Source organism: Streptomyces phaeofaciens (assembly GCF_014648915.1).
Classification (GTDB): Bacteria; Actinomycetota; Actinomycetes; order Streptomycetales; family Streptomycetaceae; genus Streptomyces; species Streptomyces phaeofaciens.
In genome coordinates this window covers 220,835-245,999 of record NZ_BMSA01000008.1, presented here as the reverse complement: position 1 = coordinate 245,999, position 25,165 = coordinate 220,835, and the positions used below count along the sequence as shown (strand labels likewise).

Sequence of the window (25,165 nt, the reverse complement as noted above, 5' to 3'; positions counted from 1 at the left end):
CCTCGGCCGGGCACGGTCACCCCTCGGTGACCGTGCTCAGCCACCTTCCGTCCTCGAACTCCGGGGGGACCTCGTCCTCCCAGGGGTCGATCCCGCGCGCCTCCATCTCGTCGAACCAGCGGTCCCGCTGGGACTCGGGCAGGCGCTGTCCGCACCACGGGCAGAAAGCGATCCGGACGGTCGCGGTGCCCCCGTCATGGACGATCAGCCCGTACTCCTGGAACCGCGGTCCGAACCGCACGAGCGCGTCCGGGCAGGCGAAGGCGTCGGCGTGCGTCTCGCACCGCCGATCGACCTGGTGGGCCATCTCATGACAGCAGTGTTCGATCACTCGCGCATTCTGCCCGACGACGCGGAAGAATCGGACCAGCACTACGCACCGCCCGTCACGCACTCCACGGAAAAGGAAACCTCCCATGGCCGAGCAGGACGAACGCTTCGACGTCGTGGTCCTCGGCGCCGGCCCCGGCGGCTACGTCGCCGCGGTCCGCGCCGCCCAGCTGGGCAAACGCGTCGCGGTCGTCGAGGAGAAGTACTGGGGCGGGGTCTGTCTGAACGTGGGCTGCATCCCCACCAAGGCCCTGCTGCGCAACGCCGAACTGGCGCACATCTTCACCCACGAGGCGAAGACCTTCGGCATCAAGGTGGACGGCCAGATCTCCTTCGACTACGGCGAGGCCTACCGCCGCAGCCGCAAGGTCGCCGACGGCCGCGTCAAGGGCGTCCACTACCTGATGAAGAAGAACAAGATCACCGAGTTCGACGGCCGTGGCACCTTCCTCGACCCGCACACCCTCCAGGTGAGCGACTACGAGGGCAACACCCGCACCCTCGGCTTCGACCACTGCATCATCGCCACCGGCGCCACCCCCAGGCTGCTGCCCGGCACCAAGCGCAGCGCGCGCGTGGTGACGTACGAGGAGCAGATCCTCGCCGAGGACCTCCCGCAGTCGATCGTCGTCGCGGGCGCCGGCGCGATCGGCATCGAGTTCGCCTACGTCCTGCACCACTACGGCGTGAAGGTCACCGTCGTCGAGTTCCTGGACCGCATGGCACCCCTGGAGGACGCCGAGGTCTCCGCCGAACTCGCCCGCCAGTACCGCAAGCTGGGCATCGACGTGCTCACCTCCACCCGGGTCGACGCCATCGACGAGTCCGGCCCGCAGGTCCGCGTCACCGTCACCGCCAAGGACGGCACCTCGAAGGTCCTGGAGGCCGACAAGGTGCTCCAGGCGATCGGCTTCGCCCCGAACGTCACCGGCTACGGCCTGGAGAGCACCGGCGTCGAGGTCACCGAGCGGGGCGCGATCGAGGTCGACGGCCGCTGCCGTACGTCCGTCCCGCACATCTACGCCATCGGCGACGTCACCGCGAAGCTGATGCTCGCGCACACCGCCGAGGCGATGGGCGTGATCGCCGCCGAGACCCTCGCCGACGCCGAGACGATGGAACTCGACTACGCGATGATCCCGCGGGCCACCTACTGCCAGCCCCAGATCGCCAGCTTCGGCTACACCGAGGCCCAGGCCCGCGACCTCGGCTACGACGTCAAGGTCGCGAAGTTCCCCTTCTCCGCCAACGGCAAGTCCCACGGCCTCGGCGACACCACCGGCTTCGTCAAGCTCATCAGCGACGCCACGCACGGCGAGCTGATCGGCGGCCATCTGATCGGCCCGGACGTCACCGAACTGCTGCCGGAACTCACCCTGGCCCAGCAGTGGGACCTCACCGTCCACGAGGTCGCCCGCAACGTCCACGCCCACCCGACCCTGGGCGAGGCCGTCAAGGAGGCCGTGCACGGCCTGGCAGGCCACATGATCAACATGTGAGCCGAGGGGGCGTCTCGACGAGACACCCCCTCGGCCGTGTCCGCAAAGTCCCGTCTGGCTCGCGACGCCCTGCCCTGCGGGCAGACGACGCCACTTTGCGGACACGGCCTAGGGCGGGGCCGCTCACCCGGACGGCCCCGCCACGCTCGCCGTCCCCGTACGCCCGGGGTGTCCTGGCAACAGCCACAGGACCCCAGCGACGGACGAGGGAGCGCGCCATGCCGGACAGCGCCGCGCCCGCCGGCCCCGAGGACGCCTCCGGCCCGGGGGAAGTGGAGCGGCTGCGCGCCCGGGTCGCCGTACTGGAGACCGAACTCCGCGCGGCCCGCGACGCCCCCACCGCCCCGGCCGTCGCTCCCTCCCGCCCTGCCCGCCACCCCCTGCGCTCCCTCCTCGCGGCCGTCCTCGTCGTCCTGGGCTGCCTGCTGGCCCCGCTGGGTGTCGTCGCCGCCTGGAGCGCCGAACTGGTCGGGGACACCGACCGGTACGTCGACACCGTCCGCCCGCTGGCCTCCGACCCGGACATCCAGAACGCGGCCGCGGCGAGCGTCACCGACGCCGTCATGAGCCGCCTCGACCTCCCGGCCCTGCTCCAGAGCGCGGCCCCGGCCCAGCGGCCGCTGCTGGAGAAGGCCCTGGGCGCGCTGGGGGAGCCGTTGCAGGACGCGGTCCGCAGCTTCGTCCACGACAAGGCCCGGGCGGTCGTCGCCTCCGCCGCCTTCCAGCGGATCTGGGCCGACGCCAACCGGCGCGTCCACGACACCCTGGACAAGGCCCTCACCGGCAGCGGGGGCGGCGCGGTCCGGCTGGAGAAGGACACCGTCACCCTCGACCTCGCCCCGGTCGTCGAGGAGGTCAAGGAACGCCTCGCCGACGACGGCCTGACGGTCGCCCGCCGGATCCCCACCCTCCACACCGACTTCACGCTGGTCCGCTCCGACGACATCGGCCGGATCCGCACCTACGTCCGGCTGCTGGAACTGGCCGGGCTCTGGCTGCCGGTACTGGCCGTGCTGCTGGTCGCGGCGGGCGTGCTGCTCGCCGCCCACCGCCGCCGCGCCCTCGTCGTCTCGGCCCTCTGCTTCGCCCTCGCCACCCTCTCGCTCGGCATCGCCCTGAGCGTGTTCCGGGTGGTCTACCTGGACGCCCTCCCGGCCGGTGTCTCCCAGCCGGCCGCCGCGTCCGTGTACGACACGCTGACCCGCTTCCTGCGCACCGGCGTGCGGGTGGTGGTCGCCCTCGGTGTGGTGGTGGCCGTGGCCGCCTGGCTCACCGGGCCGGGCCGCCGGGCCGTCTTCGTCCGGGGCCTGTGGCACGCGGGCATCGGCGCGGTCCGTACGACCGCCGACCACGCGGGACTGCGCACCGGCCCGGTCGGCCCGTTCGTGCGCCGGTTCCGTACCTGGATCACCTGGATCCTGGTCGCGGCGACCGTCCTCGTCTACCTGCTGTGGCCGTACCCGACCGGCTGGGTCGTCATCGGTCTGGCGCTCACCCTGCTGTTCGCCCTGAGCGTCGTCGACTTCCTGTCCGCCGAAGCACCCGCCGACGATTCCGGAACCGAAGTACCCGCCGGCGACTCCGGAACCGAATCCCCCGCATGACCCCGCGGCCGGCTCGTCGGCCGACGGGCCGCGCTACTCGGCCGTGTCGCTGATGCCCAGCCGTAGATGCTCGACGTGGTAGACGGCCTGGTCGAGGAGCCCGGCGACATGGTCGTCGTGCAGCGCGTACACCACCGACCGGCCGCGCCGCTCGCCGACCACCAGGCCCAGATTGCGCAGCAGCCGCAGCTGGTGCGAGCACGCCGACTGTTCCATGCCCACCTCGGCCGCCAACTCCGTGGCGGGCAGGGGGCCTTCGCGCAGCCGCGCGAGGATCAGCAGCCGGGAGGGGGTGGACAGGGCCTGGAGGGTGGTGGCCACCTTGGCGACATTGTCCGCGTCCAGGCGCACCCGCTCGACGGCGGTCGCTGCGGTGCTGACGGCTCCATGACCCATGCGGCCATCTTACCATCGCACATGAACAGATGAATGAGTCTTCATGTGTTCCTGTATCGTGGCCCGGGTGTCAGCGACCCTCACCTCCGTGTCCACCCCCGTCGAGCAGTCCGCCCCGGCGGTGCCGCGCCGGCGCACCCACGTCCTCGCCCTGCCCGAGGCCCGCTGGGCGCTCGCGTCGACCCTCGCGTTCCTGCTCGGCCTGATCCTCGACATCGGCCTCGGCCTGCCGGCCTGGGTCTGCGCCGTCCCGTACGCGGCCGCCTACCTCACCGGCGGCTGGGAACCGGCCCTCGAAGGACTGCGCGCGCTGCGTGCGAAGACCCTCGACGTCGACCTGCTGATGATCGTCGCCGCGCTGGGCGCCGCCGCGATCGGACAGGTCCTCGACGGTGCCCTGCTCATCGTCATCTTCGCCACCTCCGGCGCCCTGGAGGCCCTCGCCACCGCCCGCACCGCCGACTCCGTACGCGGCCTGCTCGACCTCGCCCCCGACACCGCGACCCGGCTGACCGCCCACGGCGAGGAGACCGTCCCGGCCGCCGGACTCGCCGTCGGGGACCTGCTGCTGGTCCGGCCGGGGGAGCGGATCGGCGCCGACGGCCGGGTCGTGGACGGCGTCAGCGAGGCCGACCAGGCCACCGTCACCGGCGAACCCCTGCCGGTCGTCAAGCGCCCCGGGGACGAGGTCTTCGCCGGCACCCTCAACGGCACCGGGGCCCTGCGCGTCCGGGTCGGGACCGACCCCGCCGAGTCGGTGATCGCCCGGATCGTCACCCTCGTCGAGGAGGCCTCCCGGACCAAGGCCCCGACCCAGCTCTTCGTCGAGAGGATCGAACAGCGCTACGCGTTCGTCGTCGTGGCCGCCACCCTCGCCGTGTTCGCCGTACCGCTCGCCCTCGGCGCGAACCTCACGGACGCGCTGCTGCGCGCCATGACCTTCATGATCGTCGCCTCCCCGTGCGCGATCGTGCTCGCCACCATGCCGCCCCTGCTCTCCGCCATCGCCACCGCCGGCCGCCACGGCGTCCTGGTCAAGTCGGCCGTCGCCATGGAACGCCTCGGCGAGGTCGACACGGTCGCCCTCGACAAGACCGGCACCCTGACCGAGGGCACGCCCGAGGTGACCGGCGTACGCCCCCTGCCGGGCTCCGGCCTCGACGCGGACGCGCTCCTCGCGCTCGCCGCGGCCGCGGAACACCCCAGCGAGCATCCGGTCGCCCGCGCGGTCGTGACGGCGGCCCGCGCGCGGGGTCTGCCGATCGTGCCGGCCGAGGAGTTCACGGCGATGCCGGGACGGGGGGTCGCGGCGGTGGTCGGGGGCCGCAGGGTGACGGTGGGCCGCTCCGAAGACCCTGCCGCTGCCGCTGCCGCTGCCGCTGCCGCTGCCGACGCGACGCGCGTCCCCACCGAGGTACGGCCCCCCGCCCGCCCCGCCGACGGCCGCGACTCCACCCCCACCGGTGCCACCACGGTCCTCGTCAGCCGCGATGCCACCCCCGTCGGCACCCTCACCCTCACCGACCGGCTGCGCCCCGACGCCCCCGCGGCGGCCGCCGCGCTCGCCGGCCTCACCGACGCCGGCCCGGTCCTGCTCACCGGCGACAACGCCGGTGCCGCCGCCCGCGCAGCCGCCGCCACCGGCATCACGGACGTCCGCGCCGATCTGCTGCCCGAGGACAAGGTGAACGCCGTACGCGATCTCCAGCGGCACGGACACAAGGTGCTGTTCGTCGGCGACGGGGTCAACGACGCGCCCGCCCTCGCGGCCGCGCACTCCGGGATCGCGCTGGGCGGCGTGGGCTCCGACCTGGCGCTGGAGACCGCGGACGCGGTCCTCGTCCGCGACGACCTCACCGCCGTCCCCGCGGTCGTACGGCTGTCCCGGACCGCGCGCCGGCTGGTGCTCCAGAACCTGGTGATCGCCGCCACCGCCATCACCGTGCTCGTCCTGTGGGACCTGCTCGGGCGGCTGCCCCTGCCGCTCGGGGTGGCCGGGCACGAGGGCTCGACGGTGCTGGTCGGCCTCAACGGCCTGCGGCTGCTCCGGGAGCGCGCCTGGCACGGGAAGTGAAGCGGGGGCGGAGGCGGGACCAGGACAGGGACCGGGACCGGGACCGGACGAGCGCTCCGGGCCGCGCGAGGCTGATGTCGGATTCTCGCCAGCGCGGACCGGCCCCGTCGTCGATCCTGGACGCATGCAGAACGGGATGCACAGCGACCGGGAGCGCTGTGTGCGCGCCGTGCGGTCCAAGGACGCGCGGTTCGACGGCTGGTTCTTCACTGCGGTCACGACCACCGGCATCTACTGCCGGGCGAGCTGTCCGGTCGTACCGCCCAAACCCGAGAACATGATCTTCCTGCCCAGTGCCGCCGCCTGCCAGCAGGCCAGCTTCCGCGCCTGCAAGCGCTGCCGGCCGGACACCAGTCCGGGCTCACCGGAGTGGAACCAGCGCGCCGACCTGGTCGCCCGCGCCATGCGGCTGATCGCCGACGGCGTGGTCGACCGGGACGGCGTTCCGGGCCTCGCCGTCCGCCTCGGCTACAGCACCCGCCAGGTCGAACGCCAACTCCTCGCCGAACTCGGCGCGGGCCCCCTGGCGTTGGCGCGGGCCCAGCGCGCGCAGACGGCCCGCCTCCTCATCGAGACCACCGAACTCCCCATGGCGGAGGTGGCGTTCGCGGCCGGTTTCGCCTCCGTCCGCACCTTCAACGACACCGTTCGCGACGTGTTCGCGCTCTCCCCGAGCGAACTGCGCGCCCGAGTCCCGCGGCGCGGCGGCGCCGGCCCGGCGACGGGCACCGGCACCGGGGCCACCCCCGGCACCCTGACCCTCCGCCTCCCCTTCCGCGCCCCGCTCAACCCCGACAACCTCTTCGGCCACCTCGCGGCGACGGGCGTACCGGGCGTGGAGGAATGGCGGGACGGAGCCTTCCGGCGCACCCTGCGCCTGCCCTACGGGCACGGCATCGTCGCGCTGACGCCGAACCCCGACCACATCGGCTGCCGCCTCACCCTCAGCGACCTGCGGGACCTGACCGTCGCCATCAGCCGCTGCCGGCGCATGCTCGACCTGGACGCCGACCCGGTCGCCGTCGACGACCAGCTGCGCACGGACCCGGTGCTCGCACCGCTGGTGGACAAGGCCCCCGGCCGTCGCGTGCCGCGTACGGTCGACGAGGCGGAGTTCGCCGTACGCGCCGTCCTGGGCCAGCAGGTCTCCACCGCGGCGGCCCGCACCCACGCGGCCCGGCTGGTCACCGCGCACGGCGACCCGGTGCACGACCCGGAGGGCGGCCTCACCCATCTCTTCCCCACCCCCGAGGCGCTCGCCGAGGTCGACCCCGAGACGCTCGCGATGCCCCGCACCCGCCGGACCACCTTCACCACCCTGGTCCGCGCACTGGCGGACGGATCACTCCACCTGGACGTGGACAGCGACTGGCCGACAGCCCGCGCCCGGCTCCTCGCGCTCCCCGGCTTCGGCCCCTGGACGGTCGACGTCATCGCGATGCGCGCCCTCGGCGACCCGGACGCCTTCCTCCCCACCGACCTCGGAGTCCGGCGCGCGGCCCAGGAGTTGGGCCTGCCCGCCACCCCGGTGGCCCTCACCGCCCGTGCGGCGGCCTGGCGCCCGTGGCGCGCGTACGCGGTGCAGTACCTCTGGGCCACCGACAGCCACCCGATCAACTTCCTTCCCGCGTAAGGAAACACCGTGAAGCAGCACACCGTCGTCGACAGCCCGTACGGCCCCCTCACCCTCGTCGCCGAGGACGGCGTCCTGTGCGGCCTCTACATGACCGCCCAGCGCCACCGGCCGCCGGAGGAGAACTTCGGCCCCCGCGAGGACAGCCTCTTCGCCGAGGCCGAGGAACAGCTGGAGGCCTACTTCGCCTCCGAACTGAAGGAGTTCACCGTCCCCCTCCGCCTGCACGGCACCCCCTTCCAGCGCACGGTCTGGGCCGAACTCCGGAAGATCCCGTACGGCGAGACCCGCTCCTACGGCGACCTCGCCGAGGCCCTCGGCAACCCCGGCGCCTCCCGCGCGGTGGGCCTCGCCAACGGCAAGAACCCCATCGGCATCATCGTGCCCTGCCACCGCGTCGTGGGCGCGGGCGGCAGCCTGACCGGCTACGGCGGCGGCCTGGAGCGCAAGCAGCGCCTGCTCGACTTCGAGAGCGGGACCGCGCTGTTCTAGCGCGGCCCGTACCCCGTCAGGACTCCGTCCGGGCCAGCTCCCGCAGCAGCCGCGGCAGCGCCGTCCCGATCGGCTCCCGGACGACTTCGTCGGCCACCTCGTCGTACGGCGTCGGCTCCGCGTTGACGACGACGAGCCGGGCGCCGTGCTCGGCGGCGACCCCGGCGAGGCCGCCGGCGGGCTGGACCTGGAGGGTGCTGCCGACGGCGAGGAACACGTGGCAGGCCTTGGCGATGGAGAGGGCGTCGCCGAGCACGACCGGGTCGAGGCGCTGACCGAACATGACGGTCGCGGACTTCAGGATGCCGCCGCACTCCAGGCACGGCGGATCGTCCTCGCCGGCGTCCAGACGGGCGAGGGCGTCCTCCATGGGGCCGCGCGCCTGGCACTTCGTGCACACGAACTCCCATGCCGTTCCGTGGAGTTCGAGGACCTTACGGGCCGGCAGGCCGGCGAGCTGGTGCAGTCCGTCCACGTTCTGCGTGATGACCCGCACCGGCACACCGGAGCGCTCGAGGTCCACCACGGCCCGGTGCGCGGCGTTCGGCTCGGCCCGCAGCGCACGCGTGTCGCGCCGCAGCTGCCAGGAACGCCGCCGGATCTCCGGGTCCCGCATGTAGTGCTCGTACGTGACGAGCTTCTCCGCCTCCGGATCCCGCCGCCACAGCCCGTTCGGACCGCGATAGTCGGGGATCCCGGAGTCCGTGGAGACACCTGCGCCGGTCAGGAGGGCTACGAGGGGCTTGCTCATGCGGCCGAGCGTAAGGCGGGAGGTCCGGGGGCCGCGAACGGATATCCGGGCGCCCGGCACCGGTGTTACGGTCCCCCCATGGCCAAGGTCACCGTCTCCCTCGACGCCGAACTCGTCGTCGAGGTCATGGTTCTCTCCGGCGTCGGCAGCCCGCAGGACGCCGTCGAGCTGGTCGTCCGCGACTACATCGCGCGCGGCCACCGCACCGAGGCCCGGACCGCCGCGCGGGACGACGCCCTGCGCGAGGTGGACGGCAAGCCGCGCGACACACAGGGCTGAGCGGTCAGGCCACCCGGTGGCCGTTCTCCAGCTCGACCGTGCCCGAGCCGTCCGCCAGCACGTCCAGCCCGACCAGGACACGGCGGCCCAGCGAGCCCAGCAGGTGCTCGGTGATCTCCTCGCGCGGGACCATCCGCCAGGACAGCAGCTCCTCCTCCTGGAGCGTGATCTCCTTGAGGTCCTCCTCGCCGAGCACGCCACCGTCGTAGAGATACGCCACCAGCGGCGGCCGGCCGGGGCCGCTCGACCAGTCCACCGCGAGCAGCCGGCCGAGTTCACGGTCCAGGCCGATCTCCTCGAGCGTCTCGCGGCGCGCGCCCTCGCGCGGGGACTCGCCGTCGTCGGACTCGATCGTGCCGCCGGGGAGTGCCCAGCCGTCACGGTAGTTGGGTTCGACGAGCAGGACCCGGTCCTCGGCGTCACGGAAGAGGACGGCGGCACCGGCCAGGACGCGGGGCAGGGAAGCGAGGTACGCCGCGAAGTCGGGCGTGCTGGAAGTACTCATTCACGAAGGGTAACCAGACCGCGGGTCGCTCATCGGACTAGTCGGCGCGCCCCGTTCCCGTCCGTGTCCCCGGCGGCCGGGGCGGAGCCGGGTGAACAGCGGTCATACGTTCATCAGTTCGCGGAGTGATCTTGCCGGTACGGGTTGCCGGGGCCGCCCCGCCTCAGACCTCGGCCGCCAGCCGTACCGTCCGCTCCGCCAGCTCGCTGATCCGCGCCCCGTCGAAACCGAACACCGCACTGCGCACGGTGTCCTCCAGCGGGTCCTTCCAGTGCGCGGGGATGCCCGTCGCGCCCGTCAGGACACCGGCCACGGACCCGGCCGTCGCCCCGTTGGAGTCCGTGTCCAGACCGCCGCGGACGGTGAGGGCGACGGTGCGGGTGAAGTCGCCGTCGCCGTACAGCAGCCCGGCGGTGAGGACGGCCGCGTTCGGGACGGTGTGGATCCAGCCGAGTCCCGCCGTCTCCCGCTCCATCGTCGTGAGCGTGTCCTGCCAGGCCAGTCCGGCGTCGTGCAGGGAGACGACCCGGCGTACGGTCCGCGCGAGGCGGCAGCCCGCCGGTACGACGGCCAGCGCCGCGTCGACCGCGTGGCGGACCGTCGGCGCGGTGAACGCCGCCGAGACCGTCGCCGCCGCCCACATCGCGCCGTAGACACCGTTGCCGGTGTGCGAGAGCACGGCGTCCCGGCGGGCCAGGGAGGCGGCGCGGCTCGGGTCGCCGGGACTGGTCCAGCCGTAGACGTCGGCGCGGATCAGGGCGCCGATCCACTCCTGGTACGGATTGTCGTACGTCGCGGTGAGCGGCGGCTTCAGACCACTCGCGAGGTTGCGGTACGCGACCCGCTCCGCGGTGAACGTCTGGAGATACGGCAGCCTCAGCAGCCACAGGTCGCCGACCTGCTCGGTGCTGAAGCCGAAGCCGTGGGTCTCCAGCAGGTCCAGACCGAGGACGGCGTAGTCGACGTCGTCGTCGCGGCAGCTGCCGTGCACCCGGCCGCGCACGCACGTGCGCCACTCCGGGCGCAGCCGCGCGCGGTCCTCCTCGGTGGGCGGCTCCGGCAGGTAGTCGGTGAGCGGCAGGGCGCCCGCGCGGCGCAGATAGCCGTCGATGCGCTCGCGGGTCCACACCTCGCCCTGCTCGACCGGCTTGCCGAGCATGTTGCCCGCGATCCGGCCCAGCCAGCCGCCGAGCACCCGGTCGGCGAACTCGGCGTCGGTGCCCACAGGGGTCATGCAACCGGTCTACCCGATTCCGCGGGAGCCCGCGCGGGTTGCAGCCGTCCCACAGCGGGCGCTCAGGGTTGTTCCAGGGTGCGGGCACCGCATGACGGCGGGGGTGTCGGGCGGTTAAGGTCACAGCGGCGCGACTGGCCCTGACGTGCGCGGGGCCCGGAGAGCAAGGGGTTGGAAGGTGGCGGACGCCGGAGCGCAGGGCACCCGACGGGTGCTCGTGGCCGCGGACAAGTTCAAGGGGTCGCTGACGGCCGTGGAGGTCGCCGAGCGGGTGACGGCGGGGCTGCGCCGGGCCGTACCGGACGTCGAGGTCGAGGCCCTGCCGGTCGCCGACGGCGGCGACGGCACGGTCGACGCGGCCGTGGCGGCCGGGTTCGAGCGCCGGGAGACACGGGTCGCCGGGCCCCTCGGACACGAGGTCACCGCCGCGTTCGCGGTGCGCGGCGACACCGCGGTCGTGGAGATGGCGGAGGCGAGCGGCCTTCAGCGGCTGCCGGCCGGTGTCTTCGCACCGCTCACGGCATCGACGTACGGCTCCGGTGAGCTGCTGCGGGCCGCGCTGGACGCGGGCGTGCGGACGATCGTGTTCGGGGTCGGCGGCAGCGCCACCACCGACGGCGGCGCGGGCATGCTGTCCGCGCTGGGCGCCCGTTTCCTCGACGAGGACGGGGAGCCGGTGGCACCCGGCGGCGGCGGGCTCGCGGAGCTGGCCCGCGCGGACCTGTCGGGGCTGGATCCGCGGCTGTCCACCGTCGAGCTGGTCCTCGCGAGCGACGTCGACAATCCGCTGACCGGGCCGAAGGGCGCACCGGCGGTGTACGGCCCGCAGAAGGGCGCCTCGCCCGACGACGTCGAGGCGCTGGATTCGGCGCTCGCGCACTACGCGAAGGTGCTGGAGGGAGCCGTCGGGCCCGAGGCGGCCCGGTACGCGGCCGCGCCGGGCGCGGGGGCCGCGGGCGGTATCGGCTTCGGCGCGCTCCTGCTCGGTGCCCGGTTCCGGGCCGGTATCGAGGTCATGCTCGACGTGCTGGGCTTCGCGCCGGCGCTGGAGCGGGCCGAGCTGGTGATCACCGGCGAGGGTTCGCTGGACGAGCAGACCCTGCACGGCAAGGCCCCCGCCGGGGTCGCCGCCGCGGCCCGTGCGGCCGGCAAGGAGGTCGTCGCCGTCTGCGGGCGGCTCGCCCTGCCCCCGCAGGCGCTGGGCCGGGCCGGGATCCGCCGGGCCTACCCGCTGACGGACGTCGAGCCGGACGTGGCGACCTGCATCTCCGATGCCGGACCCATCCTGGAGCGCGTCGCGGAACGCATCGGCCGCGACTTCCTGACCTGACATTCTCGGGGGCGCGGGACGACGGGCGACGGCGCCGCCCCGCCCCCCACGGGCACACAGAAGGGCCCCGGGTCATCGACCCGGGGCCCTTCTGTTCTCTCTGGTCCCGCACTCGGCGGAGCACTACGGCAGCTGTGCCGCCCGTGCCTCGCGCCGGTTGTCGCGGAAGTTGTTCACCCGGCGGGCCGTGGCGAACAGCGGGATGACCGCGCCCATGACCAGCTGAAGCGCGCAGCCGGTCTGGAGGAGCAGCTGTCCGCTCGGGGCGTCGAAGGCCCAGGCGGCCAGCAGGCCCATCGACAGCACGATCCAGCCGAGCATCGCACCGGCGAGGCGTCCCCGCGGCTTCGGGTACTCGACCCGGCTCACCATCAGCCAGGCGGTGCCGAGGATGGCCATCAGCGTCGCCGGGAAGGGCAGCTCCAGGAGCACGATCGAGACGACCGTCAGCGCGCCGAACGGCGAGGGCATGCCCTGGAACATGCCGTTGCGTGGGGTCACGCACGAGAAGCGCGCGAGTCTGAGCACCACGGCCAGCAGCACGACGATCGCGCCGACCGCCGCCACCCGCTGGTGGGCGTCGTCGGCGACCATGCCGTAGACCAGGACGAAGTACGCCGGTGCGAGGCCGAAGCTGATCAGGTCGGACAGGTTGTCCAGCTCCGCGCCCATCGGCGAGCTGCGCAGCTTGCGCGCGACGAGGCCGTCGAAGAGGTCGAAGACCGCCGCGCAGAGCATCAGGATGACCGCCGTGGCCGCGCTGTGGCGGGCCATGCCGGACTCCTGGCTACCGGTGAGGTGCGGGATCAGGATGCCGGTGGTGGTGAAGTACACCGCCATGAAGCCGCACGTGGCGTTGCCGAGGGTGAGGGTGTCCGCTATCGACAGACGAAGAGAGAGGGGCATCTCCTCCTCTTCGTTCGCCTCGTCGGCCTCCGGCACCCAGCCGGCCTGTGTCTCCGGGTCAATCACGGTCAATGCGAGTCACCCCTGCCACGGTCTTCTGCCCGACCTCGACCGCGACGTCCACGCCCTCGGGCAGGTAGATGTCGACGCGCGAGCCGAAGCGGATCAGACCGACCCGGTCGCCCTGCTCCACCTTCGTGCCCTCGGGGATGTAGGGGACGATACGGCGGGCCACGGCACCGGCGATCTGGATCATCTCGATGTCACCGAGCTCGGTGTCGAAGTGCCAGACGACGCGCTCGTTGTTCTCGCTCTCCTTGTTGAACGCCGGAACGAACCCGCCGGGGATGTGCTCGACCGACGTGACCGTGCCGGAGAGCGGCGCGCGGTTGACGTGGACATTGAGCGGGCTCATGAAGATCGCGACCCGGGTGCGCCCGTCCTTCCACGGCATGATGCTCTGCACCACACCGTCGGCGGGGGAGATGACCCGGCCCGAGGCGATCTCGCGCTCGGGGTCACGGAAGAACCACAGCATGCCCGCCGCGAGAGCGGTGGCGGGCACGGCGACGGCCTTGGCGACGCCCGAGCGGCGGGCGCGGAGCAGGCTGACGGCTGCGGTGGCGACGGTCGGCAGAAGCCACGGCGACGCTCCGCGCGCGAGGCGTGCGCCCACCAGGCTGTCGCGGTGTGCAGAGGTTTTGCTGTGGGGCATGGATGACCTTCGTAGCGGATGATGCCGCGCTTCGACGGGGGGACGGCGGCTTTCCGGCGATCGTAGCGGTTCGGGGCCACAACTGGGTAAGTCAGGAAGCCGAGTCGGTCGAGGGGGCGGGATGACGGGGTGTGATCTTCTTCTCGAAGAAAACACCCCCAACCCGGATAACTAGCCCTGGAACCGATACTCCTCGAGCAACCTGCGCCCGATGATCATCTTCTGGATCTCGGCGGTGCCTTCCCCGATCAGCAGCATCGGGGCCTCGCGGTAGAGGCGCTCGATCTCGTACTCCTTGGAGAAGCCGTAGCCGCCGTGGATCCGGAAGGCGTCCTCCACGACCTCCTTGCAGTACTCGGAGGCGAGGTACTTCGCCATCCCTGCCTCAAGGTCGTTTCGTTCCCCGGAGTCCTTTTTGCGTGCGGCGTTCACCATCATGGCATGCGCCGCCTCGACCTTGGTAGCCATCTCGGCGAGCTTGAACTGGATCGCCTGGTGCTGGGCGATCGCCTTGCCGAAAGTGTGACGCTGCTGGGCGTATCGGACGCCGAGCTCGAACGCACGCTGAGCGACGCCGCAGCCACGCGCCGCGACATTCACGCGGCCCACCTCGACGCCGTCCATCATTTGGTAAAAACCTCGGCCCGTGACCCCTCCGAGCACCCGATCCGCGGGAAGCCGCAGGCCATCCATGATCAGCTCGGTGGTGTCGACGCCCTTGTAGCCCATCTTGTCGATCTTGCCGGGGATCGTGAGGCCGGGGCGGACCTCTCCGAAGCCGGGCTCCTTCTCGATCAGGAAGGTCGTCATCGACTTGTGGGGCGGCGTGCCCTCGGGGTGTCCTTCGTCACTTCGCACCAGAACGGCCACGAGGGACGACGTACCGCCGTTGGTCAGCCACATCTTCTGGCCGTTGAGGACGTACTCCTCGCCGTCCTTCACCGCCTTGGAGGAGATGGCGGACACGTCCGAGCCGAGGGCCGGCTCCGACATGGAGAAGGCGCCGCGGATGTCGCCCGCCGCCATGCGCGGCAGGAAGTGGTCCTTCTGCTCCTGCGTGCCGTGCTGCTTGAGCATGTACGCCACGATGAAGTGCGTGTTGATGATGCCGGACACCGACATCCAGCCGCGGGCGATCTCCTCGACGCACAGGGCGTACGTCAGGAGCGACTCGCCCAGGCCGCCGTACTCCTCGGGGATCATCAGGCCGAACAGGCCCAGCTCCCTGAGGCCGTCGACGATCGCTTGCGGGTACTCGTCGCGGTGCTCCAGCTCGGTCGCGACCGGGATGATCTCCTTGTCCACGAAGTCGCGGACGGTGGAGAGGATCTCCTGCTGGATGTCGGTCAGACCGGCGGTCTGGGCGAGTCGCGCCATGACTACTTCTCCTGCTCCTTGAGCTGGGGGCGGCCGGGCTGCTCGCCGCCGCGCTCCTTGATGTACGTCTCGGTCGGCACCATGACCTTGCGGCGGAACACGCAGACCAGCGTGCCGTCCTGCTTGTAGCCCTTGGTCTCGACGTAGACGATGCCGCGGTCGTTCTTCGACTTCGACGGCCACTTGTCGAGCACGGTCGTCTGGCCGTAGATCGTGTCGCCGTGGAAGGTCGGCGCCACGTGCCTCAACGACTCGATCTCCAGGTTGGCGATCGCCTTGCCGGAGACGTCCGGCACGGACATGCCGAGCAGCAGGGAGTAGATGTAGTTCCCGACGACGACGTTCTTGCCGAAGTCCGTCGTCTTCTCCGCATAGTTGGTGTCCATGTGGAGGGGGTGGTGGTTCATGGTGAGGAGACAGAACAGGTGGTCGTCGTACTCGGTGACCGTCTTGCCGGGCCAGTGCTTGTAGACCGCGCCGACCTCGAACTCCTCGTAGGTGCGTCCGAACTGCATGGCCCTACGCCTCCGGGATCTCGAACTTGCTGGTGCGCTGCATGCCGGCGGCGCGGCCCTTGCCGGAGATGACCAGGGCCATCTTGCGGCTGGCCTCGTCGATCATCTCGTCGCCGAGCATCGCGGAGCCCTTCTTGCCGCCCGCCTCGGACGTGTAGTAGTCGTACGCGTCCAGGATCAGCTCGGCGTGGTCGTAGTCCTCCTGCGACGGCGAGAAGATCTCGTTGGACGCCTCGACCTGGCCCGGGTGCAGTACCCACTTGCCGTCGAAGCCGAGGGCCGCGGCGCGCTGGGCGACCGCCTTGTAGCCGTCGATGTTGCGGATCTGGAGGTAGGGGCCGTCGATCGCCTGGAGGTTGTTGGCGCGGGCCGCCATCAGGATCTTCATCAGGATGTAGTGGTAGGCGTCCGCCGGGTAGCCGGGCGGCTGCTCGCCCACGACGAGGGACTTCATGTTGATCGACGCCATGAAGTCGGCCGGGCCGAAGATGATCGTCTCCACGCGCTGGGAGGCGGTGGCGATCTCGTTGACGTTGTTGAGGCCCTGGGCGTTCTCGATCTGCGCCTCGATGCCGATCTTGCCGACCTCGAAGCCCATCGTCTTCTCGATCTGCGTCAGCAGGAGGTCGAGGGCGACGACCTGCTGGGCCGTCTGCACCTTCGGCAGCATGATGCAGTCGAGGTTCTGGCCGGCGCCCTCGACGACCGTGACGACGTCACGGTAGGTCCACTCGGTCGTCCAGTCGTTGACCCGCACGACCCTGGTCTTGCCGGTCCAGTCGCCCTCGTTGAGGAATTTGACGATGGTGTGCCGCGCCTCGGGCTTGGCGAGCGGCGCGCACGCGTCCTCGAGGTCGAGGAAGACCTGGTCCGCCGGGAGGCCCTGCGCCTTCTCCAGGAAGCGGGGGTTGCTTCCCGGGACCGCGAGACACGAGCGGCGGGGACGCAGACGGTTGACACTCATGCGGGGACCTCCAGGGGGTCGAGCTTGTTCGCTTTCCGGATCTCGTCGACGATGGAGCCGATGATCCCGGTGATGTCGAAGTCCTTCGGGGTGAAGACCGCGGCCACTCCGGCTGCCCTGAGCTGCTCGGCATCACCATTCGGGATGATGCCACCGGCGATCACCGGTATATCTGTGGCACCGGCCACACGGAGCCGGTCCAGGACGTCGGGCACCAGCTGGGCGTGCGAGCCGGAGAGGATCGACAGGCCCACCGCGTGCACGTCCTCGGCGAGGGCGGCGTCCACGATCTGCTCCGGCGTGAGCCGGATGCCCTGGTAGACCACCTCGAACCCGGCGTCACGGGCCCGCACGGCGATCTGCTCGGCGCCGTTGGAGTGCCCGTCCAGGCCCGGCTTGCCCACGAGGAATCGCAGCTTGCCGGAGCCCAGCTCCTTCGCGGTGAGATCGACCTTGCGGCGGACGTCGGCCATGGCCGAGCCCTCCTCCGCCGGCACCGCCACCGGTGCCGAGGAGACCCCGGTCGGGGCCCGGAACTCGCCGAACACCTCGCGCAGCGCCCCGGCCCACTCGCCGGTCGTGACGCCGGCGCGGGCGCACTCCAGGGTGGCCTCCATGAGGTTGCCGGTGCCCTTCGCGGCCTCCTTCAGCCGCTCCAGCGCCTTGCAGGGCCGCGGGTGGTTGAACGGCGGCTGGTAGCGGGTGTCGCGCCAGTGCTGGAGCGAGGAGACGACCCGGGCCTCGACGGCCGGGTCGACCGTCTGGATCGCGGTGTCGAGATCCGCGGTCAGCGGGTTGGGCTCGGTCGTCTCGAAGATGTTGACGCCGATGATCTTCTCCTGCCCGGACTCGATCCGGGCGCGGCGCTCGGCGTGCGAGGAGACCAGCTGGGACTTGAGGTAGCCGGACTCGACGGCGGCCATCGCGCCGCCCATCTCCTGGATCCGGTCGATCTCCGCGAGGGACTCCTCGACCAGCTTCTCGACCTTCGCCTCGATCACGTGCGAGCCCGCGAAGATGTCCTCGTACTCCAGCAGGTCGCTCTCGTGGGCGAGGACCTGCTGGATGCGCAGGGACCACTGCTGGTCCCACGGCCGGGGCAGGCCGAGGGCCTCGTTCCAGGCCGGCAGCTGGACGGCACGCGCGCGTGCGTCCTTGGAGAGGGTCACGGCCAGCATCTCGAGCACGATCCGCTGGACGTTGTTCTCCGGCTGTGCCTCGGTCAGGCCGAGGGAGTTCACCTGGACGCCGTAGCGGAAGCGCCGCTGCTTGGTGTCCTCGATGCCGTACCGCTCGTGGGTGACCTTGTCCCAGATGCGGCCGAAGGCGCGCATCTTGCACATCTCCTCGATGAAGCGGACGCCCGCGTTCACGAAGAAGGAGATCCGGGCGACGACGTCACCGAACTTCTCGGCCGGCACCTGCCCGGAGTCCCGGACGGCGTCGAGGACGGCGATGGCGGTGGACATCGCGTACGCGATCTCCTGGACCGGGGTGGCTCCCGCCTCCTGGAGGTGGTAGCTGCAGATGTTGATCGGGTTCCACTTGGGCAGGTGGGACACCGTGTACGCGATCATGTCCGTCGTCAGGCGGAGCGACGGCCCCGGCGGGAACACGTGCGTGCCCCGGGACAGGTACTCCTTGACGATGTCGTTCTGGGTCGTGCCCTGGAGCCGGGTGATGTCCGCACCCTGCTCCTCCGCGACGACCTGGTAGAGCGCCAGCAGCCACATGGCGGTGGCGTTGATCGTCATCGAGGTGTTCATCTGCTCCAGGGGGATGTCCTGGAAAAGGCGGCGCATGTCACCAAGATGGGCCACCGGCACGCCGACCCGGCCGACCTCGCCGCGGGCGAGGATGTGGTCGGAGTCGTAGCCGGTCTGGGTCGGCAGGTCGAACGCGACCGACAGACCGGTCTGGCCCTTGGCGAGGTTGCGCCGGTACAGCTCGTTGGACGCCTCGGCCGTGGAGTGACCGGCGTACGTGCGCATGAGCCACGGCCGGTCCTTCTGACGCTCAGTCATCTATGACCTCGGGTGTCTCAGATGTTGCGGAAGCGGTTGATGGCGTCGATGTGCCGGGCGCGCATCTCCTCGTCGCGCACACCCAGGCCCTCCTCGGGGGCCAGGCACAGGACGCCGACCTTCCCCTGGTGGAGGTTGCGGTGCACGTCGTAGGCCGCCTGGCCGGTCTCCTCCAGGGAGTAGACCTTCGACAGGGTGGGGTGGATCTTGCCCTTCGCGACGAGCCGGTTGGCCTCCCAGGCCTCGCGGTAGTTGGCGAAGTGCGAGCCGATGATCCGCTTCAGGGACATCCACAGGTAGCGGTTGTCGTACTCGTGCATGTAGCCCGAGGTCGAGGCGCAGGTGGTGATGGTGCCGCCCTTGCGGGTGACGTAGACGCTCGCACCGAAGGTCTCGCGGCCCGGGTGCTCGAAGACGATGTCGATGTCCTCGCCGCCGGTGAACTCGCGGATGCGCTTGCCGAAGCGCTTCCACTCCTTCGGGTCCTGGGTGCTCTCGTCCTTCCAGAACCTGTAGCCCTCGGCGTTGCGGTCGATGATCGCCTCGGCGCCCATCGAGCGGCAGATGTCCGCCTTCTGCGGCGAGGAGACGACACAGATGGGGTTGGCGCCGCCGGCGAGGGCGAACTGGGTGGCGTACGAGCCGAGCCCGCCGCTCGCGCCCCAGATCAGGACGTTGTCGCCCTGCTTCATGCCGGCGCCGTTGCGGGAGACCAGCTGCCGGTAGGCGGTGGAGTTGACCAGGCCGGGGGCGGCGGCCTCCTCCCAGCTCAGGTGGCCCGGCTTGGGCATCAGCTGGTTGGACTTGACGAGCGCGATCTCGGCGAGGCCGCCGAAGTTGGTCTCGAAGCCCCAGATGCGCTGCTCGGGGTCGAGCATCGTGTCGTTGTGCCCGTCGGAGGACTCCAGCTCGACGGACAGACAGTGCGCGACGACCTCGTCGCCGGGCTTCCAGGAGTTGACTCCCGGGCCGGTGCGCAGGACGACGCCCGCGAGGTCCGAACCGATGATGTGGTACGGCAGGTCGTGGCGCTTGCTGAGCTCGCTGAGCCGCCCGTAGCGCTCCAGGAAGTTGAAGGTCGACACCGGCTCGAAGATCGACGTCCACACCGAGTTGTAGTTCACCGAGGAGGCCATGACGGCCACCAGGGCCTCGCCCGGGCCCAGCTCGGGCAGGGCGACGTCGTCGAGGTGGATCGACTTGCGGGGGTCCTTGTCGCGGGTCTCGAGACCGGCGAACATCTCCGTCTCGTCCTTGTGCACGGTGATCGCGCGGTACGACTCGGGGAGCTGCAGGGCGGCGAAGTCGGCCGGCGTCGAGTCCGGCGACTGGATCGCGTCCAGAATGGCCTGAGTGGTCACGGTGTTGCCTCCGGCGGTGAGCGCCCTGAGGGCGGGGCGCTGAGGGTTGCGGCGGTGCTGCTGAGGGATTTCGGAAGGTGCCGTCGGTTCGGCGGTGGTGCTTCGGCAGCGCTTTGTGGCGCGGGAGGGTGCCTGTGACGCAGGCGTCCGGGCGCGCATGCCGTGGGGCTTGCGGGGACAGCCGACGTACGAAAGGTCTCTGCACGCCGGCCGCCCGGACACCTTCAACGTATGACACCGCGTGTCAGGTGGCAAGGCACTGAGTGCCATGACTTGGGCTCAGGTGAAATCTTTACGTAACAAATGAGCGATGATCGATCGAACGGGTCCTGAAATCCGCGCGAAAAGGTGCCCTGACATGCCAAAACGGCCACCCCGTGGGGTGGCCGTCATCACAGCGTGGCGGGCGGGTTCAGCGCTCCTTGAGCGCCTGCTCGATGGTCCGCATGACCTCGTCGAGCGGGGCGTCGGTGCGCGCCACCGTCACCAGGACCTCGCCCTGGGCGGAGACCGCGGCGGGCGCCGGCCTGGCGGAGGCGGCGGCGCCGCTGCGCCCGGCCCCGATGCCCGTGCCGAAGGTGCGGCGCACGATCGCGAAGGCGTGGTCGAGCTGTGCCTCCACCTCGCCCTGCCCGCCGGCCCTGAGCCAGCGTCGCAGCACATGGTTGTGGGCGGTGACCACCGCGGAGGCGGCGACCTCGGCCAGCAGCGGGTCGTCGTTGGCGTCGTCGTCGTGCGCGTGCTCGTCGAAGTGGCCGAGCAGATAACGGGTGAAGAGCCGCTCGTAGCGGGCCACCGACGCGATCTCCGCCTCACGCAGGGTGGGCACCTCGCGCGTCAGCTTGTAGCGGGCGACCGAGATCTCCGGCCGGGCCGCGTACATCTTCATGACTTCCTTGATCCCGCGGCACACGGTGTCGAGCGGGTGCTCGTGCGCGGGCGCCGCGTTCAGCACCGCCTCGGCGCGGATCAGGGTGTCGTCGTGGTCGGGGAAGATCGCCTCTTCCTTGGAGCGGAAGTGGCGGAAGAAGGTGCGCCGGGCGACCCCGGCCTGAGCGGCGATCTCGTCGACGGTGGTCGCCTCGTACCCCTTGGTGGCGAACAGCTCCATGGCCGCGGCCGCCAGTTCTCGGCGCATCTTGAGCCGTTGGGCGGCCGCGCGGCTGCCCGCGGCACTCTCCGGCGCGTCGGGCGTGGCTGGTGTACGTGAGGACCTGGCGGGCTGGGGCATGACCCGAACGTACTGCATGTGCGCAGCTCGGTGCGCATGTCCGGGGTTTCCCCCGCCCTCGACGGGCGGGGGGCCGCCGGTGGGGCCGAACAGTCCGCCCCACTCCCGGTCGTCTGTGGACCAGTCGCCGACGCTGTCAGCGGCGGGCATATTCGCGGAAGCCACGGCCGGTCTTGCGGCCGAGGCAGCCCGCGGCCACCAGGTGCTCCAGCAGCGGGGCCGGCGCCAGTCCCGGGTCACGGAACTCGCGGTGCAGGACCTTCTCGATCGCCAGCGAGACGTCGAGTCCGACGACGTCGAGCAGCTCGAAGGGGCCCATCGGGTAGCCGCCGCCCAGCTTCATCGCGGCGTCGATGTCGTCGAGCGTCGCGTAGTGCTCCTGCACCATCTTGATCGCGTTGTTCAGGTACGGGAAGAGCAGCGCGTTCACGATGAACCCGGCCCGGTCCCCGCAGTCGACGGCGTGCTTGCGGATCCGGCCGCACACCTCGTGCACCGTCGCGTGGACGTCGTCGGCGGTCAGCACCGTGCGGACGACCTCGACCAGCTTCATCGCGGGCGCCGGGTTGAAGAAGTGCATGCCGATCACGTCCTGCGGACGCGAGGTGGCCCGGGCGCAGGCGACGACCGGCAGCGACGAGGTGGTGGTCGCCAGGACGGCACCCGCCTTGCAGACCTTGTCCAGCGTCGCGAACAGCTGCTGCTTGACCTCCAGGTCCTCGGCGACCGCCTCCACGGCCAGGTCGACGTCGGCGAAGGACTCGTAGGACCCGGCGGGGGTGATCCGGCCCAGGGTCTCGGCGGCCGCCTCCGCGGTGAGCCGGCCCTTGTCGACGGAGCGGGCCAGCGACTTGCCGATCCGGGCCTTCGCCGTCTGCGCCTTCTCCTCGCTGCGGGCGGCCAGGACGACGTCGTAGCCCGCCTTGGCGAAGACCTCGGCGATACCGGAGGCCATGGTGCCGGAACCCGCGACCCCGACACTGCGCACCGTGCGGCCCGGGGTGCCGGACTCGCCGGAGCGGGGGGTGGCGGCGTCCGGGACGACCGTCGAGCTGCCCGGCGCCTCGTAGGTGTAGAAGCCGCGGCCCGCCTTGCGGCCGGTCAGGCCCGCCTCGCTGAGCTGCTTGAGGATCGGGGCGGGGGCGTGCAGCCGGTCGTGGGACTCGGCGTACATGGCGTCCAGGACGGTACGGGCCGTGTCGACGCCGATCAGGTCGAGGAGCGCCAGCGGGCCCATCGGCAGGCCGCAGCCCAGCCGCATCGCGGCGTCGATGTCCTCGCGGGAGGCGTACCGCGCCTCGTACATGGCGGCGGCCTGGTTGAGGTAGCCGAACAGCAGGCCGTCGGCGACGAACCCGGGGCGGTCGCCGACCGCGACCGGCTCCTTGCCGAGATCCAGGGCGAGGTCGGTGACGGCGCCGACGGCGGTGGGCGCGGTCAGCACCGAGGAGACGACCTCGACCAGCTTCATGGCCGGCGCCGGGTTGAAGAAGTGCAGGCCCAGCACGCGCTCCGGGCGGGCCGACTCGGCAGCCAGCCGGGTCACGGACAGGGCGTTGGTGCCGGTCGCGAGGACGGCCTCGGGGCGCACGATCGCGTCGAGCTCGCGGAAGACCTGCTGCTTGATCTCGTACGACTCCGGCGTCACCTCGATCACGAGGTCGGCGTCGGCCGCCGAGCGCAGGTCGGTGGAGGTGCGCACACGGGCCAGGGCCTCGGCGCGCTCCTGCTCGGTGAGCCGGCCGCGCTCCACGGCGCGGGCGGTGGACGCCTCCAGGGCGGCGACAAAGCGCGCGGCCTGGGACTCGCTGATGTCGATGCCGACGACCGTACGGCCGGCCTTGGCGAGGACCTCGGCGATGCCGGTGCCCATCGTGCCGAGGCCGACGACGGCGATCGTCCGGAGCGGGGACAGAGAGGTGTCGGACAGGGGAGTGGCCATCGCGGGACTCCAGAAGAGAGGTGACGACTGGGAAACGCGCCCGGGTGCGCCGGCTGAGCCCTCGCGGGTCATGGCGCACCGGGGTGCGAAAAGGAGTGCGGGTGTTGCCGGGCTGCGAGCGCACACGCCCGGTACCGGTCGCCGCGGGCGCGCACACGCCCGGAGGACGAACGGGGAGATCCGACCGGCCCTGTCCCGTGGCCGGGTCGTACTGCGGTACACGAGGCACCGAACCGACTTCCCCCACTGCCTCAAAGGGCTGGGGGGTTCCCCATCACGGTGGCTGCGTCACCAGGCCGCCGCGAGGAGGTGGAGCGAGTGGGTAACTCGCTCGTATGAGCTTAACCGGCCGGTAACGAGCGCGCCAGTCCCCGGTTCTGTGACCTGGCCCGCACCGCGGGCCGCGCCCCCTACGCTCGACCCATGGACGAAGAGGTACGAGCGCTCACGGAGCGCTTACGGCGGGAGTCGGGCGGCACGGCGGCGTACGAGCGGCTGGCGGGCCCCGCCGGCCACGACGAACTGGCGGGCGTGCTCGTCGAACCGGGACAGCCGCTGTGGGCCCGGGAGGTCGCCGCGTTCCGGCTGGGACTCGCCGGCGACCGGCGCGCCTTCGAGGCCCTCGTCCTGCTGCTCAACCACCGTGACCCGCCGCGCTGCGTCTCGGCCGCCTACGCCCTGGCCCGCCTCGGCGACCCCCGCACCGCCCGCGCGGCCGCCGCCCTGGCCACCAACGAACTGCGCGCGGCCTACGCCCTGCATCCCGTACGGCTCCTGGTGGAACTGCGCGCGCCGGAGTCGGTGCCCGCGCTGATCACGGCCCTGCGGCGGCGACTGCGGCCGCACGACCCCTACCGGCGGGTGGCCCTCGCCTGCGTCGAAGGGCTGGGCGCGCTCGGCGACCACCGGGCCCGGCCCGTGCTGAACGAGGCGCTGGCCCACCCGGTCCTCGCCGAGGCCGCCGTGCACGCGCTGGCCCGGATCCCGGCGCAGCGCTGAACCCTCAGCCGGTGAGGCGGCGCACGTACCGCACCTCGGGCACCACGGCGCCGTCCACCTCGAAGGGTTCTTCGGCACCGTCCGCCCGGAACCCTGCGCGCTCGTAGAACCGGCGGGCCGGCGCGTTCTCCTTCAGCACCCACAGGTACAGACGGGACTGCCCCCGGGCGCCGGCCAGCCGTACCGACTCCTGGAGGAGGGCGCGCCCCACGCCGGTGCCGAGATGCCCGGCGTCCACGTAGATCGCGTACAACTCGGCGTCCCCGGTGCGGATCTCGCCGTCCCGGTACGGTCCGAGCGCCGCCCAGCCGATCACCGCGCCGGCGTTCCCCCGGTGCCTCGAGGGCCCGCGAGGTGCCCCCACGGCGACCAGGTTCACCACACCGCCGTCGGCCCGTCCGAAGAGGGCGCGGCGGCGCTCGGCGTCCTCGGCGACACTCAGCGCGTCGAGGTACGGCTGCGGCATCAGGCCCCGGTAGGCGCGCTGCCAGCCGCGGATCCGGATCTCGGCGACGCGGTCGCAGTCGGCGAGCGTCATGTCCCGTACGACGAGGGGGGAGACGGGCCCGTCCGCTTCGGTCACTCGCCCACCACCGCGAACGCCTCGATCTCCATCAGGAACTCGGGGCGGACCAGCGCGGCGACCTGGACGGCCGAGGCGGCCGGGAGGCGGTCGTCGGGTATGTGGGCGGCACGGGCGGTGCGGATGGCCGGCATGTGGGCCATGTCCGTGACGAAGTAGGTGAGTTTGACGACGTCGTCGAAGGAGGCTCCGGCGGCGGCCAGGCACCGCCGCAGGTTCTCGAAGACGCGGTGGGCCTGTGCCTCCGGGTCGCCCACGCCCACCGGCGCGCCGTGCTCGTCGAGGGGCAGTTGGCCGGAGACGGCCACGAAACGGCCCGTGCCGGTCACCACATGCGCGTACTGGGCCGCGGCGGCGACTCCGTCGGGGGCGGGAATCCTGGTCGGCTCGCTCATGCGTCCATGGTGGACCACGGGTCCGA

General features: G+C 71.7%; 24 protein-coding genes. 8 read left to right on the top strand and 16 right to left on the bottom strand.

Annotated elements, in window-relative coordinates; genetic code table 11:
• Positions 1–16: 16 nt before the first annotated feature.
• Entirely contained in the window at positions 17–331 is a 315-nt protein-coding gene (locus tag IE275_RS16695) for a DUF6980 family protein (protein ID WP_189712083.1), read from the bottom strand.
• Between the two features lie 85 nt (positions 332–416).
• Between IE275_RS16695 and lpdA the strand changes: the two genes are divergently transcribed.
• Both lpdA and IE275_RS16685 read left to right on the top strand, forming a co-directional pair.
• Positions 417–1,829, top strand: coding sequence for a dihydrolipoyl dehydrogenase (gene lpdA, locus IE275_RS16690; RefSeq protein WP_189712082.1), 1,413 nt, complete (start codon positions 417–419; stop codon positions 1,827–1,829).
• 218 nt (positions 1,830–2,047) lie between these two features.
• Positions 2,048–3,433, top strand: coding sequence for a GumC domain-containing protein (locus IE275_RS16685; protein ID WP_189712081.1), 1,386 nt, complete (start codon positions 2,048–2,050; stop codon positions 3,431–3,433).
• A 33-nt stretch (positions 3,434–3,466) separates the two neighbouring features.
• Here the strand turns inward: IE275_RS16685 and IE275_RS16680 are convergent, their stop codons facing one another.
• On the bottom strand, positions 3,467–3,829 hold the full coding sequence (locus tag IE275_RS16680) for an ArsR/SmtB family transcription factor (RefSeq protein ID WP_189712080.1): 363 nt from the start codon (positions 3,827–3,829) through the stop codon (positions 3,467–3,469).
• 43 nt (positions 3,830–3,872) lie between these two features.
• Between IE275_RS16680 and IE275_RS16675 the strand changes: the two genes are divergently transcribed.
• The 3 genes from IE275_RS16675 (at position 3,873) to IE275_RS16665 (ending at position 8,028) form a co-directional block, all read left to right on the top strand.
• Positions 3,873–5,903 carry a heavy metal translocating P-type ATPase gene (locus IE275_RS16675; RefSeq protein WP_189712079.1) on the top strand — a complete coding sequence of 677 codons (2,031 nt, stop codon included), beginning with the start codon at positions 3,873–3,875 and terminating at the stop codon, positions 5,901–5,903.
• A gap of 136 nt (positions 5,904–6,039) precedes the next feature.
• Positions 6,040–7,536, top strand: coding sequence for an AlkA N-terminal domain-containing protein (locus IE275_RS16670; RefSeq protein ID WP_189712116.1), 1,497 nt, complete (start codon positions 6,040–6,042; stop codon positions 7,534–7,536).
• 9 nt (positions 7,537–7,545) lie between these two features.
• Entirely contained in the window at positions 7,546–8,028 is a 483-nt protein-coding gene (locus tag IE275_RS16665) for a methylated-DNA--[protein]-cysteine S-methyltransferase (RefSeq protein ID WP_189712078.1), read from the top strand.
• Positions 8,029–8,044: 16 nt separating this feature from the next.
• Here the strand turns inward: IE275_RS16665 and IE275_RS16660 are convergent, their stop codons facing one another.
• Positions 8,045–8,779, bottom strand: coding sequence for a Sir2 family NAD-dependent protein deacetylase (locus IE275_RS16660; protein ID WP_189712077.1), 735 nt, complete (start codon positions 8,777–8,779; stop codon positions 8,045–8,047).
• A gap of 78 nt (positions 8,780–8,857) precedes the next feature.
• On the opposite strand from IE275_RS16660, the gene IE275_RS16655 reads away from it, so the two are divergent.
• Positions 8,858–9,058: a type II toxin-antitoxin system VapB family antitoxin gene (locus tag IE275_RS16655; RefSeq protein ID WP_189712076.1), complete on the top strand. Its 201-nt coding sequence runs from the start codon at positions 8,858–8,860 to the stop codon at positions 9,056–9,058.
• 4 nt (positions 9,059–9,062) lie between these two features.
• Here the strand turns inward: IE275_RS16655 and IE275_RS16650 are convergent, their stop codons facing one another.
• Positions 9,063–9,563: an NUDIX domain-containing protein gene (locus IE275_RS16650; protein ID WP_189712075.1), complete on the bottom strand. Its 501-nt coding sequence runs from the start codon at positions 9,561–9,563 to the stop codon at positions 9,063–9,065.
• Positions 9,564–9,726: 163 nt separating this feature from the next.
• Complete coding sequence (locus IE275_RS16645) at positions 9,727–10,797, bottom strand: ADP-ribosylglycohydrolase family protein (protein ID WP_189712074.1); 1,071 nt, start codon at positions 10,795–10,797, stop codon at positions 9,727–9,729.
• A gap of 211 nt (positions 10,798–11,008) precedes the next feature.
• On the opposite strand from IE275_RS16645, the gene IE275_RS16640 reads away from it, so the two are divergent.
• Entirely contained in the window at positions 11,009–12,127 is a 1,119-nt protein-coding gene (locus IE275_RS16640; protein ID WP_189712115.1) for a glycerate kinase, read from the top strand.
• A 123-nt stretch (positions 12,128–12,250) separates the two neighbouring features.
• On the opposite strand, the gene pssA is transcribed toward IE275_RS16640, so the two are convergent.
• From pssA to IE275_RS16595, 9 genes are all read right to left on the bottom strand, one after another.
• Complete coding sequence (gene pssA, locus IE275_RS16635; protein WP_189712114.1) at positions 12,251–13,069, bottom strand: CDP-diacylglycerol--serine O-phosphatidyltransferase; 819 nt, start codon at positions 13,067–13,069, stop codon at positions 12,251–12,253.
• Between the two features lie 22 nt (positions 13,070–13,091).
• On the bottom strand, positions 13,092–13,748 hold the full coding sequence (locus IE275_RS16630; protein WP_189712073.1) for a phosphatidylserine decarboxylase: 657 nt from the start codon (positions 13,746–13,748) through the stop codon (positions 13,092–13,094).
• A 171-nt stretch (positions 13,749–13,919) separates the two neighbouring features.
• Complete coding sequence (locus IE275_RS16625; RefSeq protein ID WP_189712072.1) at positions 13,920–15,125, bottom strand: acyl-CoA dehydrogenase family protein; 1,206 nt, start codon at positions 15,123–15,125, stop codon at positions 13,920–13,922.
• Between the two features lie 2 nt (positions 15,126–15,127).
• Positions 15,128–15,640: a MaoC family dehydratase gene (locus IE275_RS16620; RefSeq protein ID WP_189712071.1), complete on the bottom strand. Its 513-nt coding sequence runs from the start codon at positions 15,638–15,640 to the stop codon at positions 15,128–15,130.
• Between the two features lie 4 nt (positions 15,641–15,644).
• Entirely contained in the window at positions 15,645–16,604 is a 960-nt protein-coding gene (locus tag IE275_RS16615; RefSeq protein ID WP_189712070.1) for an HpcH/HpaI aldolase/citrate lyase family protein, read from the bottom strand.
• Positions 16,601–18,628: an ethylmalonyl-CoA mutase gene (locus IE275_RS16610; RefSeq protein ID WP_189712069.1), complete on the bottom strand. Its 2,028-nt coding sequence runs from the start codon at positions 18,626–18,628 to the stop codon at positions 16,601–16,603. Before IE275_RS16610 ends, IE275_RS16615 begins: the two co-directional genes overlap by 4 nt.
• A gap of 17 nt (positions 18,629–18,645) precedes the next feature.
• Complete coding sequence (gene ccrA, locus IE275_RS16605; protein ID WP_189712068.1) at positions 18,646–19,989, bottom strand: crotonyl-CoA carboxylase/reductase; 1,344 nt, start codon at positions 19,987–19,989, stop codon at positions 18,646–18,648.
• A 412-nt stretch (positions 19,990–20,401) separates the two neighbouring features.
• Complete coding sequence (locus IE275_RS16600) at positions 20,402–21,220, bottom strand: TetR family transcriptional regulator (protein WP_189712067.1); 819 nt, start codon at positions 21,218–21,220, stop codon at positions 20,402–20,404.
• Positions 21,221–21,356: 136 nt separating this feature from the next.
• The gene (locus tag IE275_RS16595; protein WP_189712066.1) at positions 21,357–23,162 is read right to left on the bottom strand and encodes a 3-hydroxyacyl-CoA dehydrogenase family protein; all 1,806 of its coding nucleotides are present in this window, start codon (positions 23,160–23,162) and stop codon (positions 21,357–21,359) included.
• A gap of 423 nt (positions 23,163–23,585) precedes the next feature.
• Between IE275_RS16595 and IE275_RS16590 the strand changes: the two genes are divergently transcribed.
• Positions 23,586–24,161 carry an adenylosuccinate lyase gene (locus IE275_RS16590; protein WP_189712065.1) on the top strand — a complete coding sequence of 192 codons (576 nt, stop codon included), beginning with the start codon at positions 23,586–23,588 and terminating at the stop codon, positions 24,159–24,161.
• Between the two features lie 4 nt (positions 24,162–24,165).
• On the opposite strand, the gene IE275_RS16585 is transcribed toward IE275_RS16590, so the two are convergent.
• The gene (locus tag IE275_RS16585) at positions 24,166–24,699 is read right to left on the bottom strand and encodes a GNAT family N-acetyltransferase (protein ID WP_189712113.1); all 534 of its coding nucleotides are present in this window, start codon (positions 24,697–24,699) and stop codon (positions 24,166–24,168) included.
• 41 nt (positions 24,700–24,740) lie between these two features.
• The gene (locus IE275_RS16580) at positions 24,741–25,139 is read right to left on the bottom strand and encodes a RidA family protein (RefSeq protein ID WP_189712064.1); all 399 of its coding nucleotides are present in this window, start codon (positions 25,137–25,139) and stop codon (positions 24,741–24,743) included.
• Positions 25,140–25,165: the final 26 nt, after the last annotated feature.